This window comes from Pradoshia sp. D12, assembly GCF_008935075.1.
Lineage (GTDB): Bacteria > Bacillota > Bacilli > Bacillales > Pradoshiaceae > Pradoshia.
The window spans coordinates 337,501-355,187 of record NZ_CP044545.1; the positions used below are offsets into that span (position 1 = coordinate 337,501).

The window sequence follows — 17,687 nt, forward strand, 5'->3', positions numbered from 1 at the left end:
GTGCGGACGGGATAAGTGCTGAAAGCATCTAAGCATGAAGCCCCCCTCGAGATGAGATTTCCCATAGCGCAAGCTAGTAAGAACCCTGAAAGATGATCAGGTTGATAGGTCCGAGGTGGAAGTGTGGTGACACATGGAGCTGACGGATACTAATCGTTCGAGGACTTAACCAAATGAATCAAGCATACTTGCCAAACTTACATTATCCAGTTTTGAAAGAATGATTTCTTTCTAACCAAATAGTCCGGTAATGATGGCGAAGAGGCCACACCCGTTCCCATTCCGAACACGGAAGTTAAGCTCTTCAGCGCCGATGGTAGTTGGGACGCGAGTCCCTGTGAGAGTAGGACGTTGCCGGGCAATTTAAGAAACCAGTTCAGTTGATGAGCTGGTTTTTTTGTGCGGTTTTTTAGGGACCAAGAGAGATCATTTATACTTGTTTGGGCTTGATGGGATCGGGAAGGATTTTTCGTCAAGGGTACTACCTTAAAGACGTGTGGAAGCTATAGAAAAGCTGGGCTATTCAACACCTATGGGACATCTTTGCCTGATCTATGGATAAAAGGTGTCTGAAAGGTAGGTGAAGTGTGGAGGAAAGCAGCTATGCCCTACCTATGCCCTACCTATGCCTGACCTATGCCGGGTTAAAGGTGCTTCATAGGTAGGTGAAGTATGGAGGAAAGCCGTAAGAAAACATGTATAACACACTTATTAGTGAACATACGAGATAATAATAAAATTGGAAAACATATATTAAGGACTCAACCTGGAATTTCAGCTGGGAGACTCCTAAACCTTTTTAATCAAAATCTATAGGGAAGAAGGTCAGGAAAACGTAAGAGAATTGGTTCTTCACTTCTTCTTAATCACAAGCTCATGGATATATACTTACTGAATGTATCCAAGTTAACTAATCGATTGATTAAAAGAAATCCTTGCTAAAATCTCACCGTTATACTCACTCTATTGCTTGAACACAACATAATTGATTCATCTTTACATAGAGAAAGGTTAATGAAATATTGCATATTATAGTGAAAGAAATATATGAACTAAACATCTTTAGAGCATGTCACGAGTTTTAAATATTTCTTTGTAAGAAGAGGAACAGTTTCCTCTTTCATCAGGAGAATTAGTTGCCGTTTATTTTGGTGATGATTTTTATTAACTATGCAAAGAGATTAAGGATAAGGTTCGTATAATTCAATGAATATGGGCTCTTAATTGGCGATTCCTCATTTAAAGGCTATTTGCATAGGGTGGTGCTCCTAAATAAAAAAATAAGCATCCATATTCAAAATCAAGATAGTTCTTTAACTAAACCTTAATACAGAATTATCACTTGTATGAGGAAAAAAGATTGGCTTACAATAACACAAAGGATATATTTGGAAGGTTGGCTGTATTGAGAGTGGCCAAGAGGAGTCTTAAACTTTTAACTAATCAATGGCCTTTTGGAATAACGCTAATAGCACTTTGCATATTTGCATTCTTTAGATTTTTTATAGCAGACTTAGAAATGAAACATGGGTGTATTGTATTACCTTATTCCTTTTTCGCTTGTATCACTGAGTATAGCTGTAGTTGGGCTGCCGCTAGAAAGGAAAAATGATAAGAAAGTGATCATTAGATCTGTCTTTTCGATAGTCATGTCTCTTTTATTAATTTTACTATTATGTTTTATCTACATAGCTCCAATATTCTTCCCTTTCGGAATACCACCGTTATTTTAGCGAACCCATCAATGTTAGGTTCGCTTTTTTATTGATTCAATACACTTCACCATTGCAAAAACTAAGTGATTAGCTTTTTTAAAAGCAGCTAACGGGGCACAGGTTAGTGGATGAAGGAAGTCACTTATACAGTGTTGTATTTAGTATGTTATATAAACAAAAGGGGGTAGTAGGTTAATTAATTATCTATACTATGATAAAAGGAAAGGTACAATCAGAGCTCTCATGCCTTTAAATATAGAGGATCATCTGTAAATAAGGAGGGATGAAATGAAAAAACCACTGTATTTTCTAATCTTCTTGTTGCTCTCTGGGTGCGCACAAAGCGATGAACAACTACCATTAACGGAAAATGCGAGAATTTGCAAAGGATTCTAGAGGATAAAGGATATGATGAGCTGTCCTATGAAGGAGAGAGGACTAGGACGTATACGATAAGTGACTTAACGAAACTTCCCGCTAAACAGGACTGGGCTGTCCAATCCATCGAACCCGAGCCCTATTTGAATAAAGAGATTCATTTAGTCCGTTTTTTCGTTAAAGGTCATCCATTAGATAATGAGTTCCAGGAGGGGAAAATAAGTGTAACGGTCATGATGTGGAACCGAGAAGTGATTGGAGGAACCTCGTTCCCCTATTCCAAACACAATGATATGCTCGGAGGATCCTATTCACTGGACGGGAAAACCAGTGAAGAAATTCAAAGTAAATAGCATATGACATAAGGTTTAATACTGGATATTAAAAACGAAGTATAACTTTACCAGTCATGAACTAATTAATCAGGGGATCTAAAAGAAAGACCGGAGCTGAATATGTTGAATGTTGGGTTGATTAAAAAAGAAGATGTTCTATACTCTTATAAGTTTATCGGCTGGATTGCTGGGTTTTAGTGAAGGTACGAAAGCTTTCTGGAAAGATTGCATTGCATCATTATAAAGAAGAGAATCAATCGATCCATCAGTAATAAAAGATTGTCTTATTCTATAGAAGAAAAAGAAAGTATCAGTAAGTAACGTTTTATATAGTAATTAGAGTAATATCAACATTCCTATATATACTTTGTCTCATGCAAGTATATTGTCACACTGAAAGAAGGTATACCATCTAATATAAAATAACAAGTTTCCGAGAAGATGCTTACCAGGTTGTTTAAGGAAATCCACTATTTTTTTTATGGTTCTGTGTTGGCCATCTCTTTATACATATATAAATAAGACAAGCTAACTGTGTGATTAACGGAGTTATGTAAAAAAACCGATCTTTTTTTCTGCATTATAGAAATATCAATTTTGCGTTTAATTAGCTTCGTTTCTTCTTGATATGGTAAATCGTAAAGTGAGCATAAATATCTCATGCATGCTAACCGCCTCCTGTAGAAGTAGTTTTGAACAAGCTGAGAGTTTCGACGTGAACTGAAATACAGATAGAATCGCTAAATATAGAGGAGATTCGAAGAGATAGAAAAATACATATAAATTCCAGTTTTATATTACTCGAAATAGTGGTATTATAATTAAGTCGCTATGAGATAGAAGGCGGATAAATCCTTGAATGCAAACTTATAAAAAATAATTTATAAAAAGGGTTGCATTCATAAAAAATATAAGTTATTATATAAAAGTTGCTTCTGCAACGCGAAACATTTTGAGAGATTGTTAGTGAATAATATCAAAAAGAAAATGCTTGACAAAAGCTAACTGAATTGATATGATATAAGAGTCGCTAACACGACAGATTGTTCTTTGAAAAATAAACAAAACGAAACGCCAAGCAAGTCTAAAAACAAGAGATTTTTAAAATCTCGTCAATTTGCTTTAAAATTTAGCTAGATCAAACATCTTTCGGAGAGTTTGATCCTGGCTCAGGACGAACGCTGGCGGCGTGCCTAATACATGCAAGTCGAGCGAATCTGAGGGAGCTTGCTCCCAACGATTAGCGGCGGACGGGTGAGTAACACGTGGGCAACCTGCCCCTAAGATTGGGATAACTCCGGGAAACCGGTGCTAATACCGAATAGTTTCTAACACCTCATGGTGTTGGAAGGAAAGTTGGCTTCGGCTAACACTTAGGGATGGGCCCGCGGCGCATTAGCTAGTTGGTGAGGTAACGGCTCACCAAGGCAACGATGCGTAGCCGACCTGAGAGGGTGATCGGCCACACTGGGACTGAGACACGGCCCAGACTCCTACGGGAGGCAGCAGTAGGGAATCTTCCGCAATGGACGAAAGTCTGACGGAGCAACGCCGCGTGAGCGAAGAAGGCCTTCGGGTCGTAAAGCTCTGTTGTCAGGGAAGAACAAGTACCGTTCGAATAGGGCGGTACCTTGACGGTACCTGACCAGAAAGCCACGGCTAACTACGTGCCAGCAGCCGCGGTAATACGTAGGTGGCAAGCGTTGTCCGGAATTATTGGGCGTAAAGCGCGCGCAGGCGGTCCTTTAAGTCTGATGTGAAAGCCCACGGCTCAACCGTGGAGGGTCATTGGAAACTGGGGGACTTGAGTGCAGAAGAGAAGAGTGGAATTCCACGTGTAGCGGTGAAATGCGTAGAGATGTGGAGGAACACCAGTGGCGAAGGCGACTCTTTGGTCTGTAACTGACGCTGAGGCGCGAAAGCGTGGGGAGCAAACAGGATTAGATACCCTGGTAGTCCACGCCGTAAACGATGAGTGCTAAGTGTTAGGGGGTTTCCGCCCCTTAGTGCTGCAGCTAACGCATTAAGCACTCCGCCTGGGGAGTACGACCGCAAGGTTGAAACTCAAAGGAATTGACGGGGGCCCGCACAAGCGGTGGAGCATGTGGTTTAATTCGAAGCAACGCGAAGAACCTTACCAGGTCTTGACATCCTCTGATAACTCTGGAGACAGAGCGTTCCCCTTCGGGGGACAGAGTGACAGGTGGTGCATGGTTGTCGTCAGCTCGTGTCGTGAGATGTTGGGTTAAGTCCCGCAACGAGCGCAACCCTTGATCTTAGTTGCCAGCATTCAGTTGGGCACTCTAAGGTGACTGCCGGTGACAAACCGGAGGAAGGTGGGGATGACGTCAAATCATCATGCCCCTTATGACCTGGGCTACACACGTGCTACAATGGGTGGTACAAAGGGCTGCAAAACCGCGAGGTCGAGCAAATCCCATAAAACCACTCTCAGTTCGGATTGCAGGCTGCAACTCGCCTGCATGAAGCTGGAATCGCTAGTAATCGCGGATCAGCATGCCGCGGTGAATACGTTCCCGGGCCTTGTACACACCGCCCGTCACACCACGAGAGTTTGTAACACCCGAAGTCGGTGGGGTAACCCTTACGGGAGCCAGCCGCCGAAGGTGGGACAGATGATTGGGGTGAAGTCGTAACAAGGTAGCCGTATCGGAAGGTGCGGCTGGATCACCTCCTTTCTAAGGAAAATAGACTTATTGGCCAGTAGTTTTGTTTAGTTTTGAAGGAGCAATCCTTCGCAATAATCGTTCTTTGAAAACTGGATAATGTAATGTAAGGCAAAGTAAATGCGTTTTAATAAAAACCGAGTAAGAGTTTTTTAACGGTTAAGTTAATAAGGGCGCACGGTGGATGCCTTGGCACTAGGAGCCGATGAAGGACGGGACTAACACCGATATGCTTCGGGGAGCTGTAAGTAAGCTTTGATCCGGAGATTTCCGAATGGGGAAACCCACTGCCCGTAATGGGGCAGTATCTTACACTGAATTCATAGGTGTATGAAGGCACACCCGGGGAACTGAAACATCTAAGTACCCGGAGGAAGAGAAAGCAAATGCGATTTCCTGAGTAGCGGCGAGCGAAACGGAATCAGCCCAAACCAGATGGCTTGCCATCTGGGGTTGTAGGACACTCATTGTGGAGTTACAAAGGAACGGGGTAGATGAAGCGACCTGGAAAGGTCCGTCAGAGAAGGTAACAACCCTGTAGTCGAAACTTCGTTCCCTCCCGAGTGGATCCTGAGTACGGCGGGACACGAGGAATCCCGTCGGAATCCGGGAGGACCATCTCCCAAGGCTAAATACTCCCTAGTGACCGATAGTGAACCAGTACCGTGAGGGAAAGGTGAAAAGCACCCCGGAAGGGGAGTGAAAGAGATCCTGAAACCGTGTGCCTACAAGTAGTCAGAGCCCTTTTATGGGTGATGGCGTGCCTTTTGTAGAATGAACCGGCGAGTTACGATCCCATGCAAGGTTAAGTTGATGAGACGGAGCCGCAGCGAAAGCGAGTCTGAATAGGGCGTTTGCAGTATGTGGTCGTAGACCCGAAACCAGGTGATCTACCCATGTCCAGGATGAAGTCCAGGTAACACTGGATGGAGGTCCGAACCCACGCACGTTGAAAAGTGCGGGGATGAGGTGTGGGTAGCGGAGAAATTCCAATCGAACCTGGAGATAGCTGGTTCTCTCCGAAATAGCTTTAGGGCTAGCCTCGAGTTTAGAGTCTTGGAGGTAGAGCACTGTTTTGGACTAGGGGCCCTCATCGGGTTACCGAATTCAGACAAACTCCGAATGCCAAAGACTTATACTCGGGAGTCAGACTGCGAGTGATAAGATCCGTAGTCAAAAGGGAAACAGCCCAGACCACCAGCTAAGGTCCCAAAGTATACGTTAAGTGGAAAAGGATGTGGAGTTGCCCAGACAACCAGGATGTTGGCTTAGAAGCAGCCACCATTTAAAGAGTGCGTAATAGCTCACTGGTCGAGTGACTCTGCGCCGAAAATGTACCGGGGCTAAACGTATCACCGAAGCTGTGGATGCATACCGTATGGTATGCGTGGTAGGAGAGCGTTCTAAGGGCTGTGAAGCATGACCGGAAGGACATGTGGAGCGCTTAGAAGTGAGAATGCCGGTATGAGTAGCGAAAGAAGGGTGAGAATCCCTTCCACCGAATGCCTAAGGTTTCCTGAGGAAGGCTCGTCCGCTCAGGGTTAGTCGGGACCTAAGCCGAGGCCGAAAGGCGTAGGCGATGGACAACAGGTTGATATTCCTGTACCACCTCTCTTCCATTTGAGTGATGGGGGGACGCAGTAGGATAGGGTAAGCGCGCTGTTGGATATGCGCGTCCAAGCAGTTAGGCCGATGAGCAGGCAAATCCGCTCATCACATAAGGCTGAGCTGTGATGGCGAGGGAACTAGAGTACCGAAGTTCCTGATTCCACACTGCCAAGAAAAGCCTCTAGCGAGGAAGAAGGTGCCCGTACCGCAAACCGACACAGGTAGGCGAGGAGAGAATCCTAAGGTGATCGAGAGAACTCTCGTTAAGGAACTCGGCAAAATGACCCCGTAACTTCGGGAGAAGGGGTGCTCATTAGAGGTTTATAGCCTCGAAGAGCCGCAGTGAAAAGGCCCAGGCGACTGTTTAGCAAAAACACAGGTCTCTGCGAAGCCGCAAGGCGAAGTATAGGGGCTGACGCCTGCCCGGTGCTGGAAGGTTAAGAGGAGCGCTTAGCGCAAGCGAAGGTGCGAATTGAAGCCCCAGTAAACGGCGGCCGTAACTATAACGGTCCTAAGGTAGCGAAATTCCTTGTCGGGTAAGTTCCGACCCGCACGAAAGGCGTAACGATCTGGGCACTGTCTCAACGAGAGACTCGGTGAAATTATAGTACCTGTGAAGATGCAGGTTACCCGCGACAGGACGGAAAGACCCCGTGGAGCTTTACTGCAGCCTGATATTGAATTTTGGTACAGCTTGTACAGGATAGGTAGGAGCCTTTGAAGCCGGAGCGCCAGCTTCGGTGGAGGCATCGGTGGGATACTACCCTGGCTGTATTGACATTCTAACCCGCACCCCTGATCGGGGTGGGAGACAGTGTCAGGTGGGCAGTTTGACTGGGGCGGTCGCCTCCTAAAGAGTAACGGAGGCGCCCAAAGGTTCCCTCAGAATGGTTGGAAATCATTCGCAGAGTGTAAAGGCACAAGGGAGCTTGACTGCGAGACCTACAAGTCGAGCAGGGACGAAAGTCGGGCTTAGTGATCCGGTGGTTCCGCATGGAAGGGCCATCGCTCAACGGATAAAAGCTACCCCGGGGATAACAGGCTTATCTCCCCCAAGAGTCCACATCGACGGGGAGGTTTGGCACCTCGATGTCGGCTCATCGCATCCTGGGGCTGTAGTCGGTCCCAAGGGTTGGGCTGTTCGCCCATTAAAGCGGTACGCGAGCTGGGTTCAGAACGTCGTGAGACAGTTCGGTCCCTATCCGTCGTGGGCGCAGGAAATTTGAGAGGAGCTGTCCTTAGTACGAGAGGACCGGGATGGACGCACCGCTGGTGTACCAGTTGTTCTGCCAAGAGCATAGCTGGGTAGCTACGTGCGGACGGGATAAGTGCTGAAAGCATCTAAGCATGAAGCCCCCCTCGAGATGAGATTTCCCATAGCGCAAGCTAGTAAGAACCCTGAAAGATGATCAGGTTGATAGGTCCGAGGTGGAAGTGTGGTGACACATGGAGCTGACGGATACTAATCGTTCGAGGACTTAACCAAATGAATCAAGCATACTTGCCAAACTTACATTATCCAGTTTTGAAAGAATGATTTCTTTCTAACCAAATAGTCCGGTAATGATGGCGAAGAGGCCACACCCGTTCCCATTCCGAACACGGAAGTTAAGCTCTTCAGCGCCGATGGTAGTTGGGACGCGAGTCCCTGTGAGAGTAGGACGTTGCCGGGCAATTTAAGAAACCAGTTCAGTTGATGAGCTGGTTTTTTTGTGCGGTTTTTGGGATTGAGGTTGAGTTATCAGCATGATTAGTAGGTTGGAAAGAAGACATAAGTTGAAAAAATGGGACAAAGATGAGTAAAATCTGAGGGAAAGCCAAGCTTTTTAAAATTGTTATATCTACCCATGACAATTCATATTAAGCACATTTCAGCTCAGATTCTGACATCACTTATATACGTCTTACCGTACATACTTTGATGTGTTTTTGCTGGAGAATAGGTGTGAGACGGCACAGTGTTAAACTGAAATTCCTATCCATAAAGAAGAAAACTTTTGCCAGTCCACGCTTACACCAGTCACATAAAATTCTGTAACAAAACTTCCGAAAAGAGTACTAAATGGGATACACTACTAGTAGAGTAAGTAACAGAAAGGACGAGGGTCGATTGGCTAAGCCAAAGAAACAAAAGTTTGAATTGCAGGAGAATGAAAGCATTGATGAATGCTTGGAGCGTATGAAAAAGGAAGGATACTTTCCCGTAAGACGTATGGAGAAACCAATTTTTAAGGAAGTGAAGAATGGCGATCAGATAGAATATATTCCGGTTGCACGCCAGATTATTTTTGAAGGCAAATCAATTGATTGAAAACCGAACGATATTGCATTAAATAACAGAAGTGTTCGGTTTTTAGTTGACATACAATTAGCCCTATTGGTAAGATAGGTACGAACAATAAGCATTAAAATAAATAATTCTCTCATATAATAGCGGGGATATGGCCTGCAAGTTTCTACCCAAAGACCGAATAAATTTTTGGACTATGAGAGAAAGCGGACCTCACCTTATATGTGAGGGCATAGTACTTGTCCTAAGTGCTCGGTTTGGCATAGCATATAAGCTGTGTGGACTGCTTTCTCTTTTTTGAAAGTGTGTTCATGCAGCTTTTTTATTTGGAGGCGAAAATGATGAATGACCTTAAGGTTGGAGTAATCATGGGAAGCATATCAGACTGGGAAACGATGAAGCATGTATGTACTATTCTGGATGATTTTAAGGTGGCTTATGAGAAAAAAGTAATTTCAGCTCATAGAACGCCTGATTTAATGTTTGAATATGCCCAAAGCGCGCGAAGTCGTGGAATAAAAGTGATTATAGCCGGTGCAGGCGGAGCAGCCCATTTACCTGGGATGGTAGCAGCCAAAACTACTTTGCCTGTAATTGGTGTGCCTGTGCAATCCCACGCTCTAAACGGTTTGGATTCTTTGCTGTCTATTGTTCAAATGCCGGGTGGTGTTCCTGTAGCAACGATGGCGATTGGCAAAGCCGGTGCAAAAAATGCAGGTCTTTTAGCAGTACAGATATTAGGGACCTTCGAGCAAGAATTGGCTGAAGAACTTGAACAATATAGATTAAAAATTCAAAGACAATCAATTGAAAGTTGTGATGAACTTGAGTAAGCAGGCACCAGTTATTTTACCTGGCCAGACGATTGGGATAATAGGTGGCGGCCAGTTGGGGCGAATGCTGGCATTGGCAGCCAGAAATTTAGGTTTTAAGATAGCTGTGCTTGATCCAACGCCCAACAGTCCTTGCGGCCAAATTGCGGATATGGAAATCACGGCCCCATTTAATGATGTAGAGGCTCTGCAGCGCTTGGCAAAGATAAGTGATGTACTCACATTTGAATTTGAAAATATTGATGCTGATGCGTTAGATCAACTAACGGGTAATCCATATATTCCGCAGGGTACGGATATATTAAGAATTACGCAGGATCGGGTTCTTGAAAAACAGGCGATTGAGAAATCAGGTGTCAAAGTTGTCCCGTTCGAGGTCATTGCAAGTTTTGAGGATCTTCGTCAAGCTATTTCTAAACTTGGCTATCCTTCTGTCTTGAAAACAGCGCGAGGTGGTTATGATGGAAAAGGACAGCTTGTTATACGGGATAAAGGAGATTTAGCCAAAGGCTCTGAATTGCTGAGCCATGGAGTTTGTGTTTTGGAGAGTTTTATACCGTTTCAAAAGGAAATTTCAGTGATAGTAACTCGAAAATTGGATGGTTCCATACGGGTGTTTCCTGTTGCAGAGAATATTCACGTCAATAATATTTTGCATCAATCGATTGTCCCGGCGAGAATCAATGAAAACACCCAAATCCATGCAATCGGATCGGCTGTACAATTGGCAGAATCATTACAGGTGGTTGGTACATTAGCCGTTGAAATGTTCCTGCTCGACCAGGATGATATTTTGGTGAATGAATTAGCGCCGAGACCTCATAATTCCGGACATTTTTCGATTGAGGCTTGTGAAACCTCTCAATTTGAGCAACATATAAGAGCGGTGTGTAATTGGCCGCTTGGTCATACTGAATTACATTCCAGTGCGGTAATGGTCAATGTTTTGGGTCAGCATTTAGAACCGGTTATAAAGGCTTTAGGGAATGAGCCTGATTGGAAAGTACATATTTATGGGAAGCGTGAAGCGAAGAAAGATAGAAAAATGGGGCATATTACAGTCTTAGGAGAGCATCCGATGGAAATATTAGAGATGCTTAATCAATCAAATATATGGACTGAACAAACAGGAGACAAAAAAGAAAAGGTGGATATGAAATAATGATTGAACGTTATACAAGACCGGAAATGGGAAAGATTTGGACAGAGGAGAATCGTTTTCAAGCATGGCTCGAAGTAGAAATTTTGGCTTGTGAAGCCTGGGCAGAGCTTGGTGCAATCCCTAAAGAGGATGTAAAAGTAATGAGAGAGCGTGCTTCCTTTGATGTGAATCGTATCAAAGAAATTGAAGAAGAAACCAGACATGATGTGGTTGCCTTTACGCGTGCCGTTTCAGAATCGCTGGGAGAAGAACGGAAATGGGTTCATTATGGTCTGACTTCTACAGATGTAGTCGATACGGCTTTATCTTATTTGCTCAAGCAGGCCAATGATATTTTAATCGCTGATGTGGAGCGGTTTATTACAATTTTGGCAGAAAAAGCGAAGGAGCATAAATATACGGTTATGATGGGACGTACTCATGGCGTCCATGCTGAACCAACGACATTTGGTTTGAAAATGGCATTATGGTATGAAGAAATGAAGCGGAATCTAAAAAGACTAAAAGAAGCTGCAGATACAGTAGAGTATGGTAAAATCTCCGGTGCTGTTGGAACATATGCGAACATTGATCCATTTGTAGAAAAGTTTGTGTGTGAAAATCTTGGGATCAAACCTTCTCCAATCTCTACCCAAACCCTACAGCGCGACCGACATGCACAATACATGTCTACATTAGCATTGATTGCGACTTCTATTGAAAAATTTGCAACTGAAATTCGTGGTTTGCAAAAGAGTGAGACACGTGAAGTAGAGGAATTTTTTGCGAAGGGGCAGAAGGGTTCTTCCGCTATGCCGCATAAACGCAATCCAATCGGTTCGGAGAATATGACTGGGTTGGCCCGTGTGATTCGCGGCCACATGATGACGGCCTATGAAAATGTTTCACTTTGGCATGAACGGGACATTTCACATTCTTCTGCTGAAAGAATTATCCTCCCGGATGCGACCATTTTATTGAACTATATGTTAAACCGCTTCGGTAATATCGTGAAAAACTTAACGGTGTTCCCTGATAATATGAAGCGTAATATGGACCGCACTTATGGTCTGATTTATTCACAGCGTGTATTGCTTGCTTTAATTGATAAAGGATTGTCTCGTGAAAAAGCGTATGATACCGTTCAGCCTAAGGCGATGGAGGCATGGGAAACACAGATTCAATTCCGTGAATTGCTAGAAGCGGATGAAACAATTACGGCCTACCTGTCTACTGAAGAATTGGATGATTGCTTCGATTACCATTATCATTTGAAAAATGTAGATTTCATTTTTGAACGTATGGGGCTGTAATTTTAACGAGGGGCACTACTTAATAAAGGTTGAGGGGTGCCCCTTTTACATTAATTCCATCCGTGTTTGGCTTATCAGGATTATTACCATATAGGAGGATATCCAATTGGCGAAGAATGAACTTCTTTACGAAGGCAAGGCAAAGCAAATTTATGCAACTGATAATCCGGAAATCGTCCTAATCCGATACAAGGACTCAGCAACTGCATTTAATGGGGAAAAGAAAGCAATGATTGAGGGGAAGGGACATCTGAATAACCAAATCACGAGCCTGCTATTCGAATGGCTTCACCTTAAGGGTATTGAATCGCATTTTATTAAAAAAATATCAGAAACAGAACAGCTCGTTAAACGAGTCACCATTATTCCTTTAGAAGTAGTAGTCCGCAATGTTGCTGCCGGCAGTTTTTCTAAAAGATTGGGTGTAGAGGAAGGAACACCTCTTAAAAGGCCGATTGTGGAATTTTATTATAAAGACGATAAGCTTGGTGATCCGCTATTAACAGAAGATCATATTAACGTCCTGGACCTTGCTACAGCTGGAGAAGTCGAAATATTAAAAAAACAGTCTATGCAAATCAATGAAATGTTGCGAAGCTTATTTGCTTCTATGGACATCAGATTAATAGATTTTAAGCTTGAGTTTGGCAAAGATGAGAAGGACCATGTCCTGCTTGCGGATGAAATTTCACCGGATACTTGCCGTCTTTGGGATTCGCATACAAATGAAAAGTTGGATAAGGATATATTCCGCCGGAATCTCGGCAGTTTAACAGATGCCTATAAAAAAATTCTTGCTAAGCTGGAGGACGTTCAACATGTATAAAGTAAAGGTTTATGTCACTCTTCGTGAAAGTGTATTGGATCCGCAGGGAACTGCTGTACAAAAGTCATTGAATGCCATGAATTTCCCGGAGGTTCGGGATGTGCGAATTGGCAAGTATATGGAGTTGGAACTCTCTGAATCTACTGCTGATGTTGATGAGGCGGTCCGCAATATGTGCGAAAAATTGTTAGTCAATACGGTCATTGAAGATTATCGATACAGCATAGAGGAGGTAATCGGACAGTGAAATTCGCCGTAATCGTCTTTCCGGGATCCAATTGTGATATTGATATGTATCATGCCGTTCGTGATGAGGTTGGAGAAGATGCGGAATATGTTTGGCATACGGAAACGAGTCTCGAAGGCTTTGATGCTATCCTGCTGCCTGGAGGGTTTTCGTATGGTGACTATTTACGGTGCGGTGCAATTGCCCAATTTTCACCCATTATGGAGGCTGTGAAAAGAGCGGCATTGGATGGTATTCCGATCCTCGGTGTGTGTAATGGATTCCAGGTATTACTGGAGGCGGGATTGCTGCCGGGAGCTATGCGGCGTAATGCTGATTTGAAGTTTATTTGCAGACCGCAAAAGTTGAATGTTGTGAACAACGAAACTCCTTTTACGAGCTCCTATACCAAAAATGAACAAATCACTATCCCGATTGCTCATGGCGAGGGAAATTACTATTGTGATGAGGAGACGCTGGAACAGTTAAAGACACAAAATCGAATTCTGTTTACGTATGATAGAAATCCAAATGGCAGTCATCAGGATATCGCGGGAATTATGAATAAGCAAGGCAATGTTCTTGGGATGATGCCCCATCCGGAAAGGGCTGTTTCCTCCTTACTTGGCAGTGCCGATGGAATCAAGTTATTCAAATCGATTGTTCAATACTGGAGGGAAACAAATGTCGTTAATGCTTGAGCCAAGTCCAACCATGATTAAAGAAGAACGAATTTATGCCACAATGGGATTGACGGATGATGAGTTTGCCAAGATAGAAAAAATTCTTGGGCACTTGCCAAACTATACAGAAACTGGTTTGTTTTCAGTTATGTGGTCTGAGCATTGCAGCTATAAAAACTCAAAGCCTGTATTAAGGAAGTTCCCAACAACAGGTAAACGTGTACTGCAAGGGCCCGGAGAAGGTGCGGGTATTGTGGATATTGGTGACGGGCAAGCGGTTGTTTTTAAAATTGAAAGCCATAACCATCCCTCCGCAATCGAACCATATCAAGGTGCAGCCACAGGCGTGGGTGGAATCATCCGCGATGTCTTTTCCATGGGGGCTAGACCGATTGCCATGCTGAACTCCTTGCGTTTTGGAGAATTAACAACTCCACGGATGAAGTATTTGTTTGAGGAAATTGTAGCTGGGATTGCCGGATATGGAAACTGTATCGGAATACCAACTGTTGGTGGTGAGATTCAGTTTGATCCTTCCTATGAGGGGAATCCTCTTGTAAATGCGATGTGTGTCGGCTTAATCAATCATGAGGATATTAAGAAGGGTCAGGCGCATGGAGTTGGAAATACAGTTATGTATGTCGGGGCAAAAACAGGTCGTGATGGCATTCATGGAGCAACCTTCGCCTCGGAGGAATTAACAGATGATTCTGATTCCAAACGGCCAGCCGTACAAGTAGGGGACCCATTCATGGAAAAGCTTTTACTTGAAGCATGCCTGGAGCTTGTAAAATCGGATGCACTTGTAGGAATACAGGATATGGGCGCAGCTGGATTAATCAGTTCCTCTGCAGAAATGGCCTCCAAAGCGGGATCCGGAATTGAAATGAATTTAGATAGGATTCCTCAGCGAGAAACAGGAATGACACCTTATGAAATGATGTTATCTGAATCACAGGAGAGAATGCTGATTGTAACCAAAAAAGGACGGGAGCAAGAAATCGAAGAGCTGTTTGGAAAGTATGGCCTTGAAGCGGTCGATGTGGGCACTGTAACGGAAGATAAAATGATTCGCTTAACATATAGAGGCGAAGTGGTGGCAAATGTACCAGCAGATGCACTAGCTGAGGAGGCGCCAGTTTACTATAAACCGTCCAAAGAGCCTAATTATTTTCAAGAGTTTCAAGCGATGGAAGATGAAGTACCTGTCATCAACAACTATACAGAAACTCTGCTATCGTTATTGGCACAACCGACTATAGCGAGTAAGGAATGGGTTTATGACCAGTATGATTATATGGTACGCACGAATACGGTTGTAGGGCCAGGTTCTGATGCAGCCGTCGTTCGTATTCGCGGCACGGAAAAAGCGTTGGCGATGACAACAGACTGCAATTCCCGCTATCTCTATTTAGACCCGGAAACAGGCGGTCAAATTGCGGTGGCTGAAGCAGCACGTAATATTATTTGTTCAGGCGGTGAACCGTTGGCGATTACAGACTGTTTGAACTTCGGGAATCCGGAGAAGCCTGAAATTTTCTGGCAGCTCGAAAAAGCGGCAGATGGATTAAGTGGAGCATGTCGTGTACTAGGGACACCGGTGATTGGTGGGAATGTTTCCTTGTATAACGAAACAAATGGAGAAGCGATCTACCCGACACCGGTCGTTGGCATGGTTGGACTTGTTCATAATCTCAAGCATATCACCACTCAATCCTTCAAAGAAAAGGGAGATTTAATCTACTTAATAGGAGAAACATATGCTGAATTCGGCGGTAGTGAGCTGCAAAAATTCATGAATGATGGACGGATTTTTGGTAAAGCGCCCCATCTGAATCTTCAGGTTGAAAAAGACCGGCAGGAAAAGCTGTTGAAAGCGATTCAGGCAGGTGTAATAAAGTCAGCTCATGACCTGGCAGAAGGAGGATTATCCATAGCACTTGCAGAAGGATTGTTTGGCGCAGAAAACCTTGGTTTTGAAGTGAATTTAGAGGGGGATTTGGCCACCCGGTTGTTTGCAGAATCACAATCCCGTTTCCTTGTGACTGTATCGCCTGAACAAGTCGGACCTTTCAAAGAAATTATTCCGGAAGCGGTTCAAATAGGTATTGTAACAGATACAGAAAAATACGTTATTCATGCCGGCCAGGAAGAGACAGTTATTGATATTGAAGCAAAACAACTACTGATAGCCTGGAAGGGAGCCATACCATGCTTGCTGAAATCCGTGGACTAAATGAAGAATGTGGATTGTTTGGAATCTGGGGACATACTGAAGCATCTCAACTAACCTATTATGGTTTACACAGTCTGCAGCATCGTGGACAGGAAGGAGCGGGAATGGTCGTTACAGATGGCCAAGTATTGAAATCGCATAAAGCAGAAGGACTTGTGAATGAAGTTTTCAATCAAAAGATCATTGAGGATATGAAGGGACGGAGCGCAATCGGCCATGTTCGCTATGCGACAGCAGGAGGAGGCGGAGTGGCAAATGTTCAGCCATTTTTGTTTAATTCTCAGACTGTCGGTAGTTTTGCTCTCGCTCATAATGGAAATTTGGTAAACGCAACCCAATTAAAAAATCAGCTTGAAATAGATGGGAGCATTTTTCATACAACCTCGGATACAGAGGTCCTGGCCCACTTAATTAGGCGCTCTGGTTCAGCTTGTTTTAAGAAGCGAATAAAGCAGGCTTTATCGTTCGTCCAAGGGGCCTATGCATTTCTGGTCATGACAGAAACAGAAATGATGATTGCTGTGGACCCACATGGATTGCGTCCTGTCTCCATCGGACGAATCGGTGAAGGATATGTAGCTGCATCTGAGACATGTGCCTTCGATTTAATAGGTGCTGATTATATTCGGGATGTTCGGCCCGGAGAGCTGGTGACGATTAATGATGACGGCATCCAATCAGAGTATTTTGCTGAATCACAGGGCAGAGCCATGTGCAGTATGGAGTATATTTATTTTTCAAGACCCGATAGCAATATAGATGGTATTAACGTTCATACGGCCAGGAAGAACCTGGGGAAACAACTGGCTATTGAAGCGCAAATTGAAGCGGATGTTGTCACAGGTGTACCGGATTCAAGTATATCGGCAGCTATCGGTTATGCCGAAGTAAGCGGGATTCCATATGAGATGGGGTTAATTAAAAATCGATATGTGGGACGGACCTTTATACAGCCATCCCAATCTCTACGTGAGCAAGGGGTGAAAATGAAGCTGGCCCCAGTGCGCGGTGTGGTCGAGGGCAAAAGGGTCATCATGGTGGATGATTCGATTGTAAGGGGAACGACCAGCAGGAGGATTGTGACGATGCTTAAAGAAGCCGGCGCAAAAGAGGTACATGTGTGCATTAGCTCTCCTCCAATCAAAAATCCCTGTTTTTATGGAATTGATACATCGTCCAAAGAAGAGCTGATTGCCGGGTTTAACTCGGTTGAGGAAATCAGGGAGATGATCGGAGCAGATTCTCTGACCTTTTTAAGTGTGGAGGGGACGGTTGAGGCAATTGGCAGGCCTTTTGGTGGCGAGTATCGAGGTCAATGCATGGCATGCTTTACGGGGAACTATCCAACTGAAATTTATGCCACCGATGATCAGGCATATGAAAAAATAAAGTAACGGCAATAGATTATTGACAGGA

General features: G+C 44.1%; 10 protein-coding genes, 5 rRNA genes and 1 riboswitch (1 of these 16 running past the window's edge). All 15 genes read left to right on the forward strand.

What is annotated here, in order from left to right; translation table 11 throughout:
* Positions 1-173, forward strand: a 23S ribosomal RNA gene (locus tag F7984_RS01805) (it extends 2,763 nt beyond the left edge of the window).
* 70 nt (positions 174-243) lie between these two features.
* Positions 244-360 (forward strand): 5S ribosomal RNA (rrf, locus tag F7984_RS01810).
* 1,735 nt (positions 361-2,095) lie between these two features.
* The gene (locus tag F7984_RS01815; RefSeq protein ID WP_077248007.1) at positions 2,096-2,446 is read left to right on the forward strand and encodes a hypothetical protein; all 351 of its coding nucleotides are present in this window, start codon (positions 2,096-2,098) and stop codon (positions 2,444-2,446) included.
* Between the two features lie 1,128 nt (positions 2,447-3,574).
* Positions 3,575-5,127: ribosomal RNA gene (locus F7984_RS01820) — 16S ribosomal RNA — on the forward strand.
* A 145-nt stretch (positions 5,128-5,272) separates the two neighbouring features.
* Positions 5,273-8,209, forward strand: a 23S ribosomal RNA gene (locus tag F7984_RS01825).
* 70 nt (positions 8,210-8,279) lie between these two features.
* Positions 8,280-8,396: ribosomal RNA gene (gene rrf, locus F7984_RS01830) — 5S ribosomal RNA — on the forward strand.
* The 16S, 23S and 5S rRNA genes sit together here, the layout of an rRNA operon.
* Positions 8,397-8,833: 437 nt before the next feature.
* Positions 8,834-9,034: an NETI motif-containing protein gene (locus F7984_RS01835; RefSeq protein WP_066108532.1), complete on the forward strand. Its 201-nt coding sequence runs from the start codon at positions 8,834-8,836 to the stop codon at positions 9,032-9,034.
* A 92-nt stretch (positions 9,035-9,126) separates the two neighbouring features.
* A riboswitch (purine riboswitch) is annotated at positions 9,127-9,230 on the forward strand.
* A gap of 94 nt (positions 9,231-9,324) precedes the next feature.
* A complete protein-coding gene (gene purE, locus F7984_RS01840; protein ID WP_413242778.1) occupies positions 9,325-9,846 on the forward strand; it encodes a 5-(carboxyamino)imidazole ribonucleotide mutase in 522 nt (173 codons plus the stop codon).
* The gene (gene purK / locus F7984_RS01845; RefSeq protein ID WP_066108528.1) at positions 9,833-11,008 is read left to right on the forward strand and encodes a 5-(carboxyamino)imidazole ribonucleotide synthase; all 1,176 of its coding nucleotides are present in this window, start codon (positions 9,833-9,835) and stop codon (positions 11,006-11,008) included. The genes purE and purK overlap by 14 nt, the downstream gene beginning before the upstream one ends.
* Positions 11,008-12,300: an adenylosuccinate lyase gene (gene purB, locus F7984_RS01850; protein ID WP_066108525.1), complete on the forward strand. Its 1,293-nt coding sequence runs from the start codon at positions 11,008-11,010 to the stop codon at positions 12,298-12,300. The genes purK and purB overlap by 1 nt, the downstream gene beginning before the upstream one ends.
* Before the next feature lie 100 nt (positions 12,301-12,400).
* Positions 12,401-13,126, forward strand: coding sequence for a phosphoribosylaminoimidazolesuccinocarboxamide synthase (purC, locus tag F7984_RS01855; protein ID WP_306821563.1), 726 nt, complete (start codon positions 12,401-12,403; stop codon positions 13,124-13,126).
* Entirely contained in the window at positions 13,119-13,373 is a 255-nt protein-coding gene (gene purS / locus F7984_RS01860; protein WP_066108519.1) for a phosphoribosylformylglycinamidine synthase subunit PurS, read from the forward strand. Before purC ends, purS begins: the two co-directional genes overlap by 8 nt.
* Positions 13,370-14,053: a phosphoribosylformylglycinamidine synthase subunit PurQ gene (gene purQ, locus F7984_RS01865; protein WP_066108516.1), complete on the forward strand. Its 684-nt coding sequence runs from the start codon at positions 13,370-13,372 to the stop codon at positions 14,051-14,053. The genes purS and purQ overlap by 4 nt, the downstream gene beginning before the upstream one ends.
* Entirely contained in the window at positions 14,037-16,271 is a 2,235-nt protein-coding gene (gene purL / locus F7984_RS01870; RefSeq protein ID WP_140462127.1) for a phosphoribosylformylglycinamidine synthase subunit PurL, read from the forward strand. The genes purQ and purL overlap by 17 nt, the downstream gene beginning before the upstream one ends.
* Positions 16,247-17,665 (forward strand): amidophosphoribosyltransferase, encoded by a 1,419-nt coding sequence (purF, locus tag F7984_RS01875; RefSeq protein ID WP_139892760.1) that lies wholly within the window; start codon positions 16,247-16,249, stop codon positions 17,663-17,665. The genes purL and purF overlap by 25 nt, the downstream gene beginning before the upstream one ends.
* Positions 17,666-17,687: the final 22 nt, after the last annotated feature.

Coding starts and splice junctions, on each gene's coding strand:
- purE (WP_413242778.1), top strand. CDS start 9,325: ATGCAGCTTTTTTATTTGGAGGCGAAAATGATGAATGACCTTAAGGTT.
- purK (WP_066108528.1), top strand. CDS start 9,833: ATGAACTTGAGTAAGCAGGCACCAGTTATTTTACCTGGCCAGACGATT.
- purB (WP_066108525.1), top strand. CDS start 11,008: ATGATTGAACGTTATACAAGACCGGAAATGGGAAAGATTTGGACAGAG.
- purS (WP_066108519.1), top strand. CDS start 13,119: ATGTATAAAGTAAAGGTTTATGTCACTCTTCGTGAAAGTGTATTGGAT.
- purL (WP_140462127.1), top strand. CDS start 14,037: ATGTCGTTAATGCTTGAGCCAAGTCCAACCATGATTAAAGAAGAACGA.
- purF (WP_139892760.1), top strand. CDS start 16,247: ATGCTTGCTGAAATCCGTGGACTAAATGAAGAATGTGGATTGTTTGGA.